Source organism: Stieleria maiorica, from assembly GCF_008035925.1.
Taxonomy (GTDB): Bacteria; Planctomycetota; Planctomycetia; order Pirellulales; family Pirellulaceae; genus Stieleria; species Stieleria maiorica.
This window is the reverse complement of the sequence record NZ_CP036264.1, coordinates 2,468,978-2,483,989: the sequence shown is the minus strand read 5'-3', so window position 1 is coordinate 2,483,989 and position 15,012 is coordinate 2,468,978. Positions and strand designations below refer to the sequence as shown.

General features: G+C 60.3%; 11 protein-coding genes. 4 read left to right on the top strand and 7 right to left on the bottom strand.

Annotated features, from left to right (window positions below; genetic code table 11):
• Window positions 1–398: 398 nt before the first annotated feature.
• From Mal15_RS08480 to Mal15_RS08465, 4 genes are all read right to left on the bottom strand, one after another.
• On the bottom strand, window positions 399–1,202 hold the full coding sequence (locus Mal15_RS08480; RefSeq protein ID WP_233903342.1) for a hypothetical protein: 804 nt from the start codon (window positions 1,200–1,202) through the stop codon (window positions 399–401).
• Between the two features lie 33 nt (window positions 1,203–1,235).
• Window positions 1,236–2,225, bottom strand: coding sequence for an alpha/beta hydrolase (locus Mal15_RS08475; protein WP_167546682.1), 990 nt, complete (start codon window positions 2,223–2,225; stop codon window positions 1,236–1,238).
• A 250-nt stretch (window positions 2,226–2,475) separates the two neighbouring features.
• Window positions 2,476–3,300 carry a GTP cyclohydrolase FolE2 gene (gene folE2 / locus Mal15_RS08470; RefSeq protein ID WP_147867366.1) on the bottom strand — a complete coding sequence of 275 codons (825 nt, stop codon included), beginning with the start codon at window positions 3,298–3,300 and terminating at the stop codon, window positions 2,476–2,478.
• A 540-nt stretch (window positions 3,301–3,840) separates the two neighbouring features.
• Window positions 3,841–5,703 carry a tetratricopeptide repeat protein gene (locus Mal15_RS08465; RefSeq protein WP_167546681.1) on the bottom strand — a complete coding sequence of 621 codons (1,863 nt, stop codon included), beginning with the start codon at window positions 5,701–5,703 and terminating at the stop codon, window positions 3,841–3,843.
• A gap of 518 nt (window positions 5,704–6,221) precedes the next feature.
• Between Mal15_RS08465 and Mal15_RS08460 the strand changes: the two genes are divergently transcribed.
• Window positions 6,222–6,908 (top strand): DUF2293 domain-containing protein, encoded by a 687-nt coding sequence (locus Mal15_RS08460; RefSeq protein WP_147867364.1) that lies wholly within the window; start codon window positions 6,222–6,224, stop codon window positions 6,906–6,908.
• A gap of 226 nt (window positions 6,909–7,134) precedes the next feature.
• On the opposite strand, the gene Mal15_RS08455 is transcribed toward Mal15_RS08460, so the two are convergent.
• The gene (locus Mal15_RS08455; RefSeq protein ID WP_147867363.1) at window positions 7,135–7,989 is read right to left on the bottom strand and encodes a histidinol-phosphatase HisJ family protein; all 855 of its coding nucleotides are present in this window, start codon (window positions 7,987–7,989) and stop codon (window positions 7,135–7,137) included.
• Window positions 7,990–8,026: 37 nt separating this feature from the next.
• The gene (locus Mal15_RS08450; protein WP_233903341.1) at window positions 8,027–8,275 is read right to left on the bottom strand and encodes a hypothetical protein; all 249 of its coding nucleotides are present in this window, start codon (window positions 8,273–8,275) and stop codon (window positions 8,027–8,029) included.
• Window positions 8,276–8,404: 129 nt separating this feature from the next.
• Between Mal15_RS08450 and Mal15_RS08445 the strand changes: the two genes are divergently transcribed.
• The gene (locus tag Mal15_RS08445) at window positions 8,405–9,661 is read left to right on the top strand and encodes an SGNH/GDSL hydrolase family protein (RefSeq protein ID WP_147867362.1); all 1,257 of its coding nucleotides are present in this window, start codon (window positions 8,405–8,407) and stop codon (window positions 9,659–9,661) included.
• 243 nt (window positions 9,662–9,904) lie between these two features.
• On the opposite strand, the gene Mal15_RS08440 is transcribed toward Mal15_RS08445, so the two are convergent.
• Window positions 9,905–10,999 (bottom strand): DegT/DnrJ/EryC1/StrS family aminotransferase, encoded by a 1,095-nt coding sequence (locus Mal15_RS08440; protein WP_167546680.1) that lies wholly within the window; start codon window positions 10,997–10,999, stop codon window positions 9,905–9,907.
• Window positions 11,000–11,169: 170 nt separating this feature from the next.
• On the opposite strand from Mal15_RS08440, the gene yajC reads away from it, so the two are divergent.
• Together yajC and secD are read left to right on the top strand one after the other, a co-directional pair.
• The gene (gene yajC / locus Mal15_RS08435; protein WP_167546679.1) at window positions 11,170–11,580 is read left to right on the top strand and encodes a preprotein translocase subunit YajC; all 411 of its coding nucleotides are present in this window, start codon (window positions 11,170–11,172) and stop codon (window positions 11,578–11,580) included.
• Between the two features lie 216 nt (window positions 11,581–11,796).
• Window positions 11,797–14,979: a protein translocase subunit SecD gene (secD, locus tag Mal15_RS08430; RefSeq protein ID WP_147867359.1), complete on the top strand. Its 3,183-nt coding sequence runs from the start codon at window positions 11,797–11,799 to the stop codon at window positions 14,977–14,979.
• Window positions 14,980–15,012 lie beyond the last annotated feature (33 nt).

Genomic DNA, 15,012 nt, shown 5'->3' with positions numbered 1-15,012 from the left:
CCGGAGCCCTTTTTGATGCCGATTGTGTCTGTCGGACGCGTTTTGAAACGGATCGGAAGAAGATTTTTGGGGGTAAGAGAATAATGAAGTTGCACATGCCGGCGGTGGCAGGCAGCAGAGGCATGGCAGAATGATGCGGGGCAGAATGATGGGAGAAAGATGCAAGCGGGACGCGTCAGCGAGCGGCCCGTGCCGGGATTGCGTGCCGAACGAAGGAGGCAGAATGATGCGGTGCGTGAGGGCGGGTGCAGACGGGGGATCTGGCGTGAACGCGAGCGGATTAGACTGGCTACGCAGGAGATCGGGAGGGAGCGGGAAGCCTTCTTGGGGGCGGTTTGGTTTTGGTGGCCGGGGGGCAATTGGGACAATTGCAGAGGGAACAGTTGGGGACAACGGTTCTACATTTGGTGGGGCGTGTCGTCGGGTGGTGTGGTGATGTCCGGTTGTTCTTTTTCTTCGGGGGGATCGACGCGGACATGTCGGGTTTGGAATTCGCTGATGTCGCTGAGCAAGACGATCTTCTGCCAGATCTTTCGCGACAGGCCTGTGGTTAACTGTTCGACTTCGCTGACCGCGGCGACCGATGCGGCATCGTCGAATCGTTGGACGTACAGTGCGGCGATCTTGCCGATCAGCGACAGCATTTCGGTGCAGTAGTCCAGGTAGCGACTTAACTCCATCGGACTCATCGCCTCGGCCGGCGAGTTTCGCGTTTGCCGGTACCGCTGAAGCATCCGCTCGGGGTCTTTGGTCAATTGATGCATGTCGACCACGTGGGCGATCGACCGCAGTTCGTGCACGGCGATCAATGCGCGACGGCGTTTGATTCGGATTTCCAAACTGATCAAAAAGTAGATCGTCGCGCCCAGGACGATCAGCCCGCTGGTCCCCGCGTCGAAGGTCCCGATCAAATCAGGCCAACCGATCGCTTCGTCTTTGAAGCGGACCGAGTGGGTGGTGAACCAGATCATTCCGCCGACCAACACGACCACCAACAGTGCGAGCAGGTAGCCGCAAATACGGATCCACCAAACCGACTCGCCGATCCCTTGGGCACGCACGGCCGACTTCTCGGCGACCTCCAGCAGTTGCGTGCACAGATTGGAAAGCCCGCTGTCGGGAAACCGGTCCGAAATCCGCTGGTGCAACGCCGCAACGGTTTTGATGATCGCATCTTCGCGGAGGAGCAGTTTGGAGTTCATTTTCGGGAGTCGCCGTAAGATGAATCGCGTCGATTATTGGAGATGTTCTTTCAAGAAACGCCTGACTGCAGCACGGACCTCGGGTGTTTGAAACGCTTTCCCACCGTGCCCGGCTCCCGGGATGATTTCTAATTGCACGGGCACCCCGGCTTTCTTGAGCGCCTCGGCCAGTCGCACACTTTGGTCGACCGGGACACCCGGATCCTGGTCGCCATGCATGATCAGCATCGGAGGGTCATCGGGCGTCACGTTGTACAAGGCGCTGGCCGTCTTTGCCAACTCCGGGACGGTCATGACCGGTGCTTGAAGCAGTCGCGCACCATTGGATTTCGCAACGTCTTCAAAGCTCCGCGATTGCGACACGACGTTGGGAGGCATGGTGAGCAGGTCGGTGGGGCCGAACCAATCGATGCCGGCATGCACACGACTGCTGGTCGATTCGTTCCCCGGATACGGACGCGTCGCCATCAGCGCCGCCAAGTGACCTCCGGCCGACGTTCCCCAAGCGACGATGCGGTCGGGATCGAACCGATACTGTTCGGCGTGCTCGCGCACCCAGCGGACCGCTGCGTAGCAATCGTCGATCTGCGTCGGCCAGGCGGACACTTCCAACAGGCGGTAATTGATACTCGCCACGGCATAGTTTTCGCCCGCCAGCCATGCTGCGATCTTGAGCCCCGATCGCTTGTCGCCACCTTTCCATCCGCCGCCGTGCACAAAGACGATGACCGGCAAGTTGCGATCGATTTGCTCGGGCCGGTACAAGTCCAGTAGGAGCGGCCCATGCGGGGTCGTCGCGTACTGGATGTCCGAAAGCACCTCGACACCGTCGGGAGCAGTGACCTGGGCGGCAGTGACCTGGGCGGCAGTGACCTGGGCGGCAGTGACCTGGGCGGCAGTGTTCTGGGGAGAGGAGTCTTGGGCGGCGGCGGTCTCGATCGCAACCGCGAACAAACCGACTGTCAGAAGAACAGCAGACGCCGCGTCGCGAAGTCGCGGCGTGTGGAACGAGAATGGTTTCATGGCGGGGAGGACAAAAGGCGGTGGTTGAATGCCGCCTATTCTAACCCGCCGCTCGTTGTCTGCCGAAGCCTAGTTTTCGTTCGGGCTGGACACAGTCGCCGTCCTCTCCGAGGTCGGCGCGGGGTAAAGCATCGCTGACGCGATCCGCCGAGTTCGGAGAACACGGCGAATGTCCGGACGCATCGGCAAGTACGCCAATTGAACTGCGGCGGAAAACGATTGTCACCGATCGTCCTTGCGTCGCGGAATCTTATTCTTCGCGTTTATCACGTTCGATGAACGCGTACGCATTGTGATTGTGGATCGATTCGTAGTTTTCGCTGCTGACTTGATACCAGACGATGCGGTCATCGTTGTTGAGTGCGACCGCCAAGTCCCGGACGATGTCTTCAACGAATTTTGGGTTTTCATAGGCCCGTTCGGTGACCCATTTCTCGTCGGGGCGTTTCAGAACGCTGAAGACTTGCGTGGAGGCGCATTGTTCGACGATTCCGAACAGTTCTTCGATCCACAGATGGACGCCTTCGGCCATGCGAACTTTGACCGTCATGTCACAGCGTTGGTTGTGGGCACCGTAATCCGAGATCTCTTTGGAGCACGGACACAGGCTGGTCGCCGGGATTTTCAGCGTCATCACGAAGTCGTCGGTCCCGTTGCTGGCCAGTTCAAAGGCGACATCGAAGTCCAGCTTTCCGGACTGGCCGCTGACAGGCGCTTGCTTGTCGATGAAGTAGGGGAAGTTCAGCTCCAGATAGGCGTCTTCGGATTCCAGTCTCTCTTTCATCCGGTTGGCGACCAGCGGCAAGGCGTCGCTGCTGAGTTCCTCGTGGTACTCGTTCAGCACTTCCAAGAACCGCGACATGTGGGTCCCTTTCACATCGTGCGGCAGCGAGACGAACATGTTGATCGTCGCGACGGTGTGGATGAATTCGTTGCCTTGGCCCTTTCCGGGCGTCCGCAGCGAAATCGGGTACCGCACATTTGTCACCCCGACTTTATTGATCGCGACCTTGCGTCGGTCGCCCGTCGATTGGATGTCGGGCAGGGGAGTTGCGGTGATGGACGCTTTTGTCATGGGCTCGTTCGGGCTAGTCAAAAAGGGAGATCGGTGGCGGGTGATTGCATCGAATCACCCGGGCCGCGGACGCACTCGGCGAACCGAAGACGTCACAGTACGGCTCGCAACGCCGGGCGAATTTGCCGGCGCGGTCGTCCAATTCGTCATGCGGTGGTTAAACAGTTAAGCGGGGAAAGGCGGCTACCGCGGGCGAGCCTTTTCCAGCTGGCGGGAATGTGTTGCTCAAAATCGCGTGGGCGATCGAGCCGGTTGCATGCGCAGTCGTTCCCGGCCCGTCTAGTGTGACGTGGTGGCAACCCCTAGACAATGGAGGGCGTGCGGAATTCTGAAATCCGATGTGTTTTCTGCAGAGATTTCATGTGACGTTTGTTTTGGGCAGGGGGGGATCGGGGGCAATGGTCTTTGATGGTGCTGATGCTGGCGGGGACGGTAGCGGAAGCCGCGGAGGCTTTCGGTTTGTGCGGCGAGGCCGCCGGGATGCGAAACTCTTGGCGAGTTCCGCTACAGGGGGCGATTGCCCCCATGTCGAGCGGGAGGTCAGGGCCGCAGTTCGGCGGCCTTTTCGAAGCACTCGGCGGCCAATTCCGTCTCCCCCAGTGTCTCGTGCAGGCGGCCGAGCGAGCGGTAGGCGGACGCTTGGCGCGGGCCTTCGCTGACGAAAATCGCTTGCATCAGGTACCCCTTGGCCGCGTCGTGGTGGCCCTGCATCGCCAGCAACTCTCCGAACGGTTGGCAGGCTCGGTCGAAATGTCCGATGCGAAACAATTCGCTGTACTGCTCGATCGCCGCGTCAATCTGTCCCTCGTGCACCAGGCAATCCGCCAAGACATAGCGGCTTTCCAGATCCTCCGGCAGCAACCGCAGCGCGTCGTTGGCACTCCGCCTGGCCTCTTCGAACTTGCCCGCCCAATGCGTCAGCTTGGCCAGATTGCGAAACGCGACGCCTTGGGTTTGCCGGTCAAGCTTGCCGTGGATCGTTTGCGTCGCCGCGGCGATCTGATCCGGCGAGGGGACTTCGGGGACGATTTCGCGATCGACAAGCGCACTTAGTATCACCAACGCGATTTCGCGATGCACATCGATCGTGGGGTGCACGTGATCGAGAAACGACTCGGCGCCGAAGCAAGCATGCCCCTCTTCGTTTCGCCTCAATCGGCTCAAGTGGGATTCAAAATCAATCGGGATGACGGCCCCTTCGCCGATGAACGTTTCGATGGCCTGCTTGATCGGAGTCGTCGCGCGCAACGGGCAGATGTCTTCATCGATTGCGCGTTGGAAACTCTTACGGGCTTCGTCCGCATGATCCACTTGCAAGAGGGCTCGACCACGCAAGTAGTGGACGTCTGCGTTTCGCTGATCTTCGGCAAGGATCAGTTCCAAAACCTCCAGCGACTGCTCGGCGGCTCCGTCGGTGAGCATTTGGCGAGCGACTTCCAGGTCTTCTGCCAAACGCCGGCGCGTGGTGTCGTCGATGTCGTCGCCGAAGTCGGACTTGAAGGGCGCGCAGTCTCGGAGGTTGGACGCCGGAACGATGACCGCCATTTCGGCGCCGGCGTCGCGGGCGATGCGTTCCATCCGCCGCAGGTTGACGCGAAAGTGTTGCTCCACGCCGCGATGCCAGTGTGGGTCACGTTTGTAGCTGGCCGGTCCAATCGTGTGATTCAGGATCTCATCGACCTCTCCCTGCAGCATCGGTTTGCTTTCGTCTGTCGCGGAGGATCGCATCCGATCGGCCAGTGATTGAAGCGATTGTCCGAGGTGGGTGTTGCGGGCCAAGGTCCCCAGCCAGCGTGTCGCCATCACTCCCGGCGTGTCCGAGGATTCGAGCAGATCACCGTAGGTTCGCCATTCCAAGAATTCGTTTTGTCCGGTGTACACGATGAACAGGTCGACGTCGTGGGCGGCGAATTCTTGCATGACACCGGCGATACGATAGCTGGCGTAGCTGATCCCACCGGCGTTGATGACTTCCCAATGACGGTCCGGTGCGACCATCGGCAACATCGTCCTAAGCCAACCGCAAAACGACGTGGCATCATGAAACGGTCGCCCGTAGGTCGTCGACCCGCCCAGACAGACGATGCGGTAAGCCTCCGGTGACTTTGTCGCCGGGAACCATTGGTCGTTGAACCAGACCAGTTTGGCGGGATTGATTCGAAAGCCGGCTTCTTTCGTTGATGCGTTTGGATCGATCGGCGGGGATTCGACCAACAAGGGGACGCTGGGCGAGAATCCGACGAAGGGATCGGTCGGTGGCGGGGGAGTCCAAAAGCAGGCCAGCAGGACTTCCGCGACGCAGAGCACGAGGGCCGCCATGACGCCGGAAAAGAGCAGCCGTTTGCCCAGGCTGATGTGCGGCGGGGTTTGGGGTTGGACTCGGTGTGGAGGGGCGGGTGTCATGCGGCCAGTATAAACGACCATGTCAGCGGGACGCGTGAGCGCGGTTTGAGAAGGCAGAATAATGCGGGGCAGAATGATGAGAGAGAAATGCCAGCGGGAAGCGTCAGCGAGCGACCCGTGCAGGGATTGCGCATGAAAAGGACGGGGGCAAAACAATGCGGGCAAGACGATGAGAGAAATGCCAGCGGGAAGCGTCAGCGAGCGGCCCGTGCCGGGATTGCGGATGTAAAGGACGGGGCAAAACAATGCGGGCAAGACGATGGGAGAGAGATGCCAGCGGGAAGCGTCAGAAAGCGTGCGGCGGCATGGGGGCGGCGGCGTGTGGTGGAGGTCCTGGGCCACTTGCTTACGCTGCGTGCTGGCATCGGCTGCGTGCTGGCATTCGCTGCGTGCTGGCATGGGCTGCTTGATGCGAAATCGGATTCGTCGTATCAAGTTGCCCCGCATCGGTCGCCGATTCAATCGGTGTACCTCGTGTTTGACCGCTTCTCCCCGTTCCGTTTGCAGCTCTCTTCTCCATGCCTGAAAAAACACGTGTGGTTGGCCCCGGCCCCGATTCACGACACGTCATCGACGACGACGGCGACACGCTTGCGGTTCCGGCCGGCTGGGACTTGTTGCCCCCCGGCGATGCCGGGCTGACCCGCCGCGTCAAGGCGGCCGGGCCGACGTGGACGGTGAAGGAGCGTCGCGGGCGCCGCGTGTTTTCCAAAGGCGTGTGGGCGGACGCCGGGCAAATCGCCGCGGCAAAAGCGAAACTGGACGCCGAACGATCGACCGACGCCTACGCACGCAAGCGAAAGAGTGACGTCGCCAGGCGGGAGAAAAAGCAGGCCGAGTATGTCGATGAATTCGAAAACGCGGTGATCACGTTCTTGGGTTTTCACGCCTCCCATCGCGGCATCGCGAAACAATTGGCCGTCGCGGTGACCCAGCACGCCACGCCGGTGGGCAGCGGCACGGTTGCCCGCACGCAGCGGATTCCCGTGGAGCGACGCGCGGAATCCGCGGTGATCGCCTGGATGCGTCACCAGACGACCGCCTACGACAACCTGGTGATCCCGCGCGTCAAAGGAAAACGCCGCGAGGTGCGACGCATGTTGGCCGCAGAATCACGCCGCGTGTTGCAAGGTTATCGAAGCGGACAACCAATCGATCCCCAACAATGCCCGCTGCAACGCGCGCTGGCAAAGTTAGCCGGTTGAGCCGGAACACTGCAACGAGTTAGAAAGCCCACGGATGGCAGCGCGTACCCACGGATTTCATACAGCCTGGGATCCGTGGGTACGCGCTGCCATCCGTGGGTTAATTCAGATCCGGCTTTGGCGACCGTGCTGTGGCGTTGTACCACGACGCAGGCGTTTCGTCGGTGAGGCCAAGTGGTCCGATCAAACCGACTCATAACGCATCGCGATTGCTACTCGAACACCACTACCGCGTGCTCTGGCTGGTCGCTTCGCCGACGGGGATCAGGGAGTCCAGGGCGTCGTCGATTTTTACCGATCGGCGTTGGCGGTTGGTGAAGAAGTTGACGTGCGTGTACCCGACGCTCTGCAGCAATTGCATCGCCGTTTCATAACCGTCGCCGACTCGCTCGGGAACGTGGGCATCGGCGCCCAGCGTGACCGGGATGTCGCGGGTCTTCATCTCGGCCAGCATGTCCGGGAACGGGTTCATTTCCGAGATGCGTTTGTTGACGCCGCTGGTGTTCAGTTCCATCGCCACACCGGTCTTGGCGATCCGGTCCAGCGCCGGACGGATCACTTCCAAAATCGATTCGGGGTCCCAGGCTTCACTGGTAAAGTTCTTGATCAGATCGGGATGGGCCAGCGAATCGAACAGCCCCGTCTCGGCCGACTTGGCCAACAGGTTGAAGTAAATGCGTTGGACTTCGACCAAGTCATCTTGCCAATACGTTTCGCGGAACTCGCCGATTTGCGGGTGCACCGACCCGAGCACGAAATGAAAGTCCGCGCTGGAAAGTTGTTTCTCCAAATACGCTTCGTGGCCTTCGAAGTAATCGGCTTCCAATCCCAAACGCACATCGACGCGGCCACGCCATTGGTCCGTCGTTTCGGCCACCAGGTCGACGTACTGGTCGAATTCCGATTCCGCCATCCGGACGCCGGAGGAGAAGCCGTCGGGCATCGGGTTGTGGCAGGTCACATGCATGCCCAGCAGACCACGCGCTTCGGCGACCGCCGCGTATTCGGTCGGCATTCCGTCGGCGTGTTTGCAGAGCGGCGTGTGTGAATGGGATTCGAAAAGGATTCGATCAGCAGGCATGGAGACGGGGGAGTTGGGAGTTGGGAGTTGGGAGTCACTAGAACAACGGGTCGTGGTCGTCTTCGGGGTCCCCGCACCATTTCTTCAGGCTTTCCAAAACCTGGTCACGGCCGCGCAGGCTGGTCCAAACGGACTCTTCGACATCCAGTCGGATTTCGTATTCGCCTTCGCGCTCGCAATCCTTGTCGCCGCACCAATGGGGTAGGTCGGCGACCCAGACGATGCGATAAAGTGGGACGTGCTTGTCGTCAATCAGGATCAAGGGTGAATCCATGCGACCTGCCATGAAAATGGGGGTGTTAGGAAAACAAAAGAAGCCGGTTTGGCACCCTATGTTCTCAGAAATTAAGATCAGGACAATCCTTTAAGTTTCCAGGTTCGTCAGTACCGAAGTCGTCAAAACCATAGAGAAATCATGAATCTTTCACGTTCCGGTCGGATCGCCTGCTGTTTGGCTGCCCTTGTGTGGTCCGCCGTGACGTGCCGTTGTGAGGACACGCAACCGGCATCTGGCGACTCGGACACGTTGCCCCCAGCAGTTGCCAAGGCACCTGCCGTTACTGTGCGTGGCGACCTGTACCGCAGCCGCCAAGCGTTCTCCGCGACCGGAACGGGGCGTGTCGCGTTCATCGGCGGCTCGATCACCGAAATGGACGGCTATCGGCCCATGGTGATGGAAAGCCTAGCGGCTCGATTCCCCGAGACCGAGTTCGAGTTCACCAACGCGGGAATCTCGTCCACTTGCTCGCACACTGGGGCGTTTCGGTTGCCCACCGATGTGCTGTCGGCCAAACCGAATCTGTTGTTCGTCGAATTCGCCGTCAACGATGATCAAGACGCAGGGCACAGCCATGACGATGCGGTGCGGGGGATGGAGGGCATCATCCGAGCGGCCCGGACCAGCCTACCGGACGTGGACATCGTGATCACCCACTTCGTCAATCCGTCAATGTTGCAAACGGTTCAAGAGGGTGAATTACCGACCAGCATTCGGGCTCACGAAACGGTGGCCGAACACTATGACATTTCAACCTGTAACGTGGCCATGGAACTGGCCCAGCGGATCGCAGCGGGAAAAACCACTTGGGCGATTTATGGGGGGACGCACCCGAAGCCGGCAGGTAACCGGATCGCTGCGGACTTGATCGAAGATGTGTTCCGGCAAACCAAGTTTTCTTCTGCTGACGCGAAATCCGGCAACCGCCGACGCGATCTCTCGCGTCGGCTGCCGCCCCCGATCGATCCGTCCAGCTTCGATCGCGGACGTTTTCTCGCTCGTGATGCGATCACGATGGGGCCGGGATGGTCATACGTCGAACCGTCCTGGAAAGACATCGCCGGGTCGTTCCGCGAGCGATTTGCCGGTCGGCCGCTGACCGTTGCGACGGTCCCCGGCGCAGAGCTAGAGGTCGCGTTTTCCGGCACCGCGATCGGTTTGTTCGTGTTGGCCGGCCCCGACGCCGGTGTAGTCGAGTTTTCGATCGACGACGGAGACTGGCAGGCCGCCGAGCTGTTCCACGGCTTCAGCAAAGGGCTGCACTATCCGAGGACGGTGGTGTTGAAGTCGGCGCTGGACGACGGCCCTCACCGCTTGAAGCTACGGGTATCGAAAAAGAAAAACGAAGCGAGCCAGGGAAACGCCGTGCGGGTCTTGGAGTTTGTCGCGTCATAGTGGGGAAGGATGGCAGAATGATACGGGGCAGAATGATCAGGTGCGAAAAGTGGTGGTAAGCGGATGGTCCCGCCAACGACGGCCCGGAAGGGCCATCGTACATGTCTGGCCAGCGACGGCCCGGAAGGGCCATCGTACGTGTCCGCCGCTGGCAGCCCGGCCGCGTGTGGCGGGAGCCACACCGACAGTGCGTTCCAAGGCGGAGCCTTGGAACGAGGAGCAAGGAGTAACAACCTTGGAAGCCTATCCCGCAGCTGTTAGCAAATCGATCAGCTCGCTTCGAAGTGATCCGGTGGCCAGCAGCGCCGCGTGGTCGAGCAGGCAAAGCTGTTCGCCGAGCTGGCGGCAGCGATCCAGTGGCCCAGATTTATCGCAGCGCCGATCGCTGCTGCGGTGCATCGACCGATAGCCCGGACCGACGGGAAGCCCCGATCGCCGCAGCCGCTCGATCAGTGCGTCGCGTCGCGGTGTTAAGAATGCCGCTTTGTAAATCGTCGAGGGCTCGGTCACGCGGCAACTGGACGTCGCCCGGCCGGTCCAATCGACGCCGGCGACGATTGCCGAATAGGTTTCCCAGCGAATCCGATTGCACTCGTCCAACCGGTCCAACTGGGGCAGTAACGCCGCGGCCTGCAATTCACTCATCGGGGTCGAATCACTGGGGCGGTCGAGGTAGGCGTTCAGTTTGCTCGCAATCCTGTCGTTGTTGGTCAGCACGGCGCCCCCGTTTCCGGCGGTCAACGGTTTGCTGCCGCCGAAGCTGAGCACGGCGACGTCGCCCCAGGCCCCGGCCGGCCGGCCGTCGATCGCCATGCCCGGCGTCTGGCAGGCGTCTTCGATCAGCGCCCAGTCCTTCTGGTCACAGATTTCGCGCAGCTGGCGGATTTTCGCGGGGACGCCATACAGGTGTGAGACGACGACAGCTTTCACCGATTCAGGGCTGACTTGCCGCAGCGATTCGGGATCGACCGAGAATCCGGCCGGATCAGCGTCGACCAAAAGCGGCCGGGCTCCCAAGATTTCGATCGCGCGAAAGTTTCCCGGGTAGTCATAGCCGCACAGGGCGACCTGGTTGCCGGGCGAGATTCCGGCGGCGCGGAGGGCCGATTCGACGCCCAGTGATCCGCTGCTGACCAAACGCACGTGCCCACAGCCGATCAATTCGACAATCTTTTCTCGAAGCCTTTCCGTTGCTTCCCCCCGATAGCGGCCCCAGTGGCCACTGCGGAGGACCTGCAGAATGGACTCGGTAATCTCGGGCCACTGGGGAGGCCAGGTAGGAAAAAAATGGGAATCGGCGTTGGGTTGGGGGCCGCCGGAGTGATCCGGAGGGGGCACCGGACCGGCATTTGCTGGCGTTGACGCGGGTTTGGGAGGGGTGTGGTGGGTCATCGGGAGCGGTCTGCAGCCACGTGAGACTGGCAAAAGCAATGAAAGTTCGGCGCTGGCTGGGCTTGTGACCAATTTTGGGCTTCCATATCATGCCGCACTTGTATTTTGCCAACCAGATGAGAACCCAATCGGTCCGGATTGTGATCCACCCCCTGCTTCAATTCGCACCTTGGCTATTCCTGGCCGAAGATGTCCCGGCGGAGGTCGCCGAGCCCAAACCGTTTCTATTGCAGTTGATGGAGAATCCGCTGTTCCCGATCGCGGGAATCATTTTGATCTTCTATCTGACGTTGATTGCTCCGGAGCGTCGACGCAAGGCGGAAGAGGCAAAACGGATCGCGGCGATCAAAAAGAATGATCGCGTGATCACCAACGGCGGATTACACGGAACGGTCGTCAGTGCCCCGAGCGACAGCGATGTGGTGACGATTCGGCTGGACGAAAGCGGCACGATACGGGTGAAGGTCAGCCGGTGGGCGCTGACGGTCATCGAAGAAAAAAAGCCCAAGGACGACGCCAAGGACTAAAGAACGTCGAATCGAATTCGAATTCCCCACCAATCGAATCCGAGCCTTTCGAATCGTTCGCCCCCCACGACTCAACCAGCGACCTTGGTTGTTACCAAGGCAGCCCAAACACACCGACGGTGGTGACGCCGGCCCCGAAGGGACCGGCCAAATCCGCTTCCCCCGATCACTGCAACCGCAACGTTTGCATTCCTTTCGACAACGAAACAACCAACGATGGACTGCTTTTCTCTCGTTCAGCCCCCAGCCGACGTCACTCTGGCCGATCTCACATTGGCCGCCCCGAGTCTGCTGGCCGGCCTGATCGCTCAAGCTGACGCCGAACAAGGTATTTCATGGCAGCAGTACGGAATGCTGGCCATTGCATTGGCGGTGATGATCCTGCCGTTCATGGTGGGCGGGTTCTTCGCCAAACGGCTGAAGATGCCCAATCACAGCACGCGAATCGGGTTCATCCTGTTGGCGATCACCGCCAGCGTCACGGTGCTGTTGAACCGACTGCCCGACCGGGGCGTGGACCTTCGCGGCGGAACGATTCTGGTCTATGAGATCGACCCCAGCAAAAGCAACCCGGACGCCGAACAGCAAGGCAACGGGGTCAAGTCCAAGGATTTGGTCGGCCCGCTAACGAAGCGGATCAACCCCAGCGGCACGCGTGAGATCGTGATCCGTCCGTACGGTGATTCGCAAATCGAAATCATCATCCCGGAAGTCGATCAACGCGAAGTCGCCCAGATCGAAGAGACGCTCAAGCAGGCCGGGATCCTGCGTTTCGCAATCCTCGCCAACCGAACCGACCACCAGCGGATCATCAACTTGGCGGCCGAACAGGCGGCGTCGAAAGAACGTGCGATCCGCATGAGCGAAGTGATTTCGGACGTCGATGGTCGCACGGTCGGCCGTTGGGCCATCGTCGACCGCGAGACGACTCGGACGGGCGACAACGGGCCGTTCCGCGTCAACGTCGGGAACGCGATCGTTCGCAACCCGGACACCGGCGAATTCATCGAATTGCCGAGCACCGTCCGCGGCGACCAAGCCTTGCAAGCCAGCTGGGTCGACCAGCAAGGGCTGTCGGGATTGGAGGTGCTGATGATCATCGATCCCGATATCGACGTCAAAGGTGAAGACCTGGCGTTCGCATCGACCACCTTTGACGAGCAAGGCGCCCCGGCGGTCGCGTTCAACCTGACCGATTCCGGCAGCGGCAAGTTCCGTGTCTTGACGACCGAAAACGCGCCGCAGGGAACCCGCCAACGTCAACTCGGGATCGTGATGGACGACCGACTGTTGTCGGCACCGAACATCCTGCAACCGATCAGCAAGCAAGGTCGAATCACCGGTAATTTCACGACCGAAGAAGTCAAAGCGTTGGTCGATATTTTGAAAGCCGGCCAATTGCCTGCGGCTCTGACGAAACAACCGATCGCGAAGAACCAGATCGACGCGACGTTGGGTGCCGACACGATCCGCAAAGGCGTGATGGCGATCGGCGTTTCGCTGTCGCTGGTGCTGATCTTTATCCTGTTCTATTACCGGTTTGCCGGTGCAATCGCGTGCTTGGCCCTGGTGCTGAACCTGGGCATGATTCTGGCGACGATGGTGCTGATTCACCAACCGCTGACGCTGCCGGGACTGGCCGGTCTGGTTTTGACCGTCGGTATGTCGGTCGACGCGAACGTGTTGATTTTTGAACGGATCCGCGAGGAGATCAGCAAGGGTGCCAAGGACCGGATGGCGATTCGAAACGGATTTGCCAAGGCGACGGTCACCATTATCGATGCCAACTTGACGACGCTGTTCACGGCGATCGTGTTGTACGCGATCGGAACCGACCAGATCCGTGGCTTTGCCGTCACGTTGATCTTGGGGATCCTGTACTCGATGTTCACCGCGATCTACATGTCGCGAACGCTGTTCGATATCGCCGAGCGTCACAACAAGGTGTCGCTGGGGATGTCGGATATGGTCAACGCGATCAAGAATTCCGTGTCCGGCGGCGGCATGATGGACTTCATCGGCAAAGGAAAACCGGCCCTGGCCGTTTCTGCGATCCTGATCCTGATCGGTCTCGGATCGCTGTTCGCACGCGGCAAGAACATCCTGGACATCGACTTTGCCGGCGGATCGTCGGTCCAATTCCGCGTCAATGAGACGACGACGACGGAGACCATTCGCGAGATCGTCGGTGCAGGGATCGGTGACCAAGACGGCTCGCCCGTCCAATTCACCGTCAACGGCGTGACGATGGACGGCGCCGATGACGGGACGGTGTTTAAAGTCGATTCGTCGCTGGTTTCGGTCGATGATCTGCAAGCGCGAATCGTCGAGGCGTTTGAAGCGTCCACCGATACCGATCTGGTCACCTACGACGTCACGATCTCCGCCGGCGGATCGGAAACCTCCTCGATCGGCCGCGATTCCAACGGCGTGATGCTGGTCGCGATGCAGGCCGACAGTGAAGCTGCCGACAGTGAAGCAACCTCCGAGTCAACCAGCGCCGAGCCGTCACTGACCGCGGGCGAATCGGCCGTTCGCCGCATCAGCTTGGGGATCGGCGGCGGCGACACGAGTGCCTCGATCAGCGGCCCGACGTTGATCAACCGGATGAAAGAGGCCGCCGACGAATTAAACATCCCGCTGAATGAACGTGCCGTCGATTTGCTGCCCAGCGGCGAAGGCGCCGAGGATTGGAAGAGCGGATCGAGCGTGCCGTTTTCCGAGTGGAAAGTGACGTTGCCGATGGGCAACGACGCGGCCGACAAGGTGATGCAGGTCGTCGAGCGATCATTGGGCAACGAACCGGTTTGGGTCAGCAGCAGCAGCGTCGGTGCACGGGTCGCCGGTCAAATGGTCGGACGCGCCTCGGTCGCCCTGTTCGCCAGCTTGATGGTGATCATCTTGTACATCTGGTTCCGATTCCAGCGCGTCATCTATGGCTTTGCGGCCGTCGCGGCGTTGGTCCACGACGTTTTGATCACGCTCGGTGCGATCGCGATCAGCTACTACGTCGCCGATGCACTCGGATTCCTGTTGATCGACCCCTTCAAGATCAGTCTGACCGTGGTCGCGGCATTGCTGACGATCATCGGTTATTCGCTGAACGACACGATCGTCGTGTTTGACCGGATCCGGGAAACCAAAGGCAAGGCACCGCGGTTGACCGGCGAAATGATCAACACCAGCATCAATCAAACGCTCAGCCGGACCTTGTTGACTTCGATCACCACGTTGATTGTGGTCGTGCTGCTGTACCTGTTCGGCGGCGAAGGGATCCACGCGTTTGCGTTCTGTCTGGTCGTCGGTGTCCTGGTCGGAACCTACAGTTCGATCTTCGTGGCCAGCCCGATCCTGTTGATGTTGGTCCAACGGGGTGAGAAGACGCCCGAAGCGGCGTAAGCCCAGTCGGGCGTACGGGTGCTGGAACACTCC

Excerpts from the sequence above, each read along its gene's own strand:
- Mal15_RS08480 (WP_233903342.1), bottom strand. The coding sequence starts at position 1,202 with ATGAACTCCAAACTGCTCCTCCGCGAAGATGCGATCATCAAAACCGTT.
- Mal15_RS08475 (WP_167546682.1), bottom strand. The coding sequence starts at position 2,225 with ATGAAACCATTCTCGTTCCACACGCCGCGACTTCGCGACGCGGCGTCT.
- folE2 (WP_147867366.1), bottom strand. The coding sequence starts at position 3,300 with ATGACAAAAGCGTCCATCACCGCAACTCCCCTGCCCGACATCCAATCG.
- Mal15_RS08465 (WP_167546681.1), bottom strand. The coding sequence starts at position 5,703 with ATGACACCCGCCCCTCCACACCGAGTCCAACCCCAAACCCCGCCGCAC.
- Mal15_RS08460 (WP_147867364.1), top strand. The coding sequence starts at position 6,222 with ATGCCTGAAAAAACACGTGTGGTTGGCCCCGGCCCCGATTCACGACAC.
- Mal15_RS08455 (WP_147867363.1), bottom strand. The coding sequence starts at position 7,989 with ATGCCTGCTGATCGAATCCTTTTCGAATCCCATTCACACACGCCGCTC.
- Mal15_RS08450 (WP_233903341.1), bottom strand. The coding sequence starts at position 8,275 with ATGGCAGGTCGCATGGATTCACCCTTGATCCTGATTGACGACAAGCAC.
- Mal15_RS08445 (WP_147867362.1), top strand. The coding sequence starts at position 8,405 with ATGAATCTTTCACGTTCCGGTCGGATCGCCTGCTGTTTGGCTGCCCTT.
- yajC (WP_167546679.1), top strand. The coding sequence starts at position 11,170 with ATGAGAACCCAATCGGTCCGGATTGTGATCCACCCCCTGCTTCAATTC.
- secD (WP_147867359.1), top strand. The coding sequence starts at position 11,797 with ATGGACTGCTTTTCTCTCGTTCAGCCCCCAGCCGACGTCACTCTGGCC.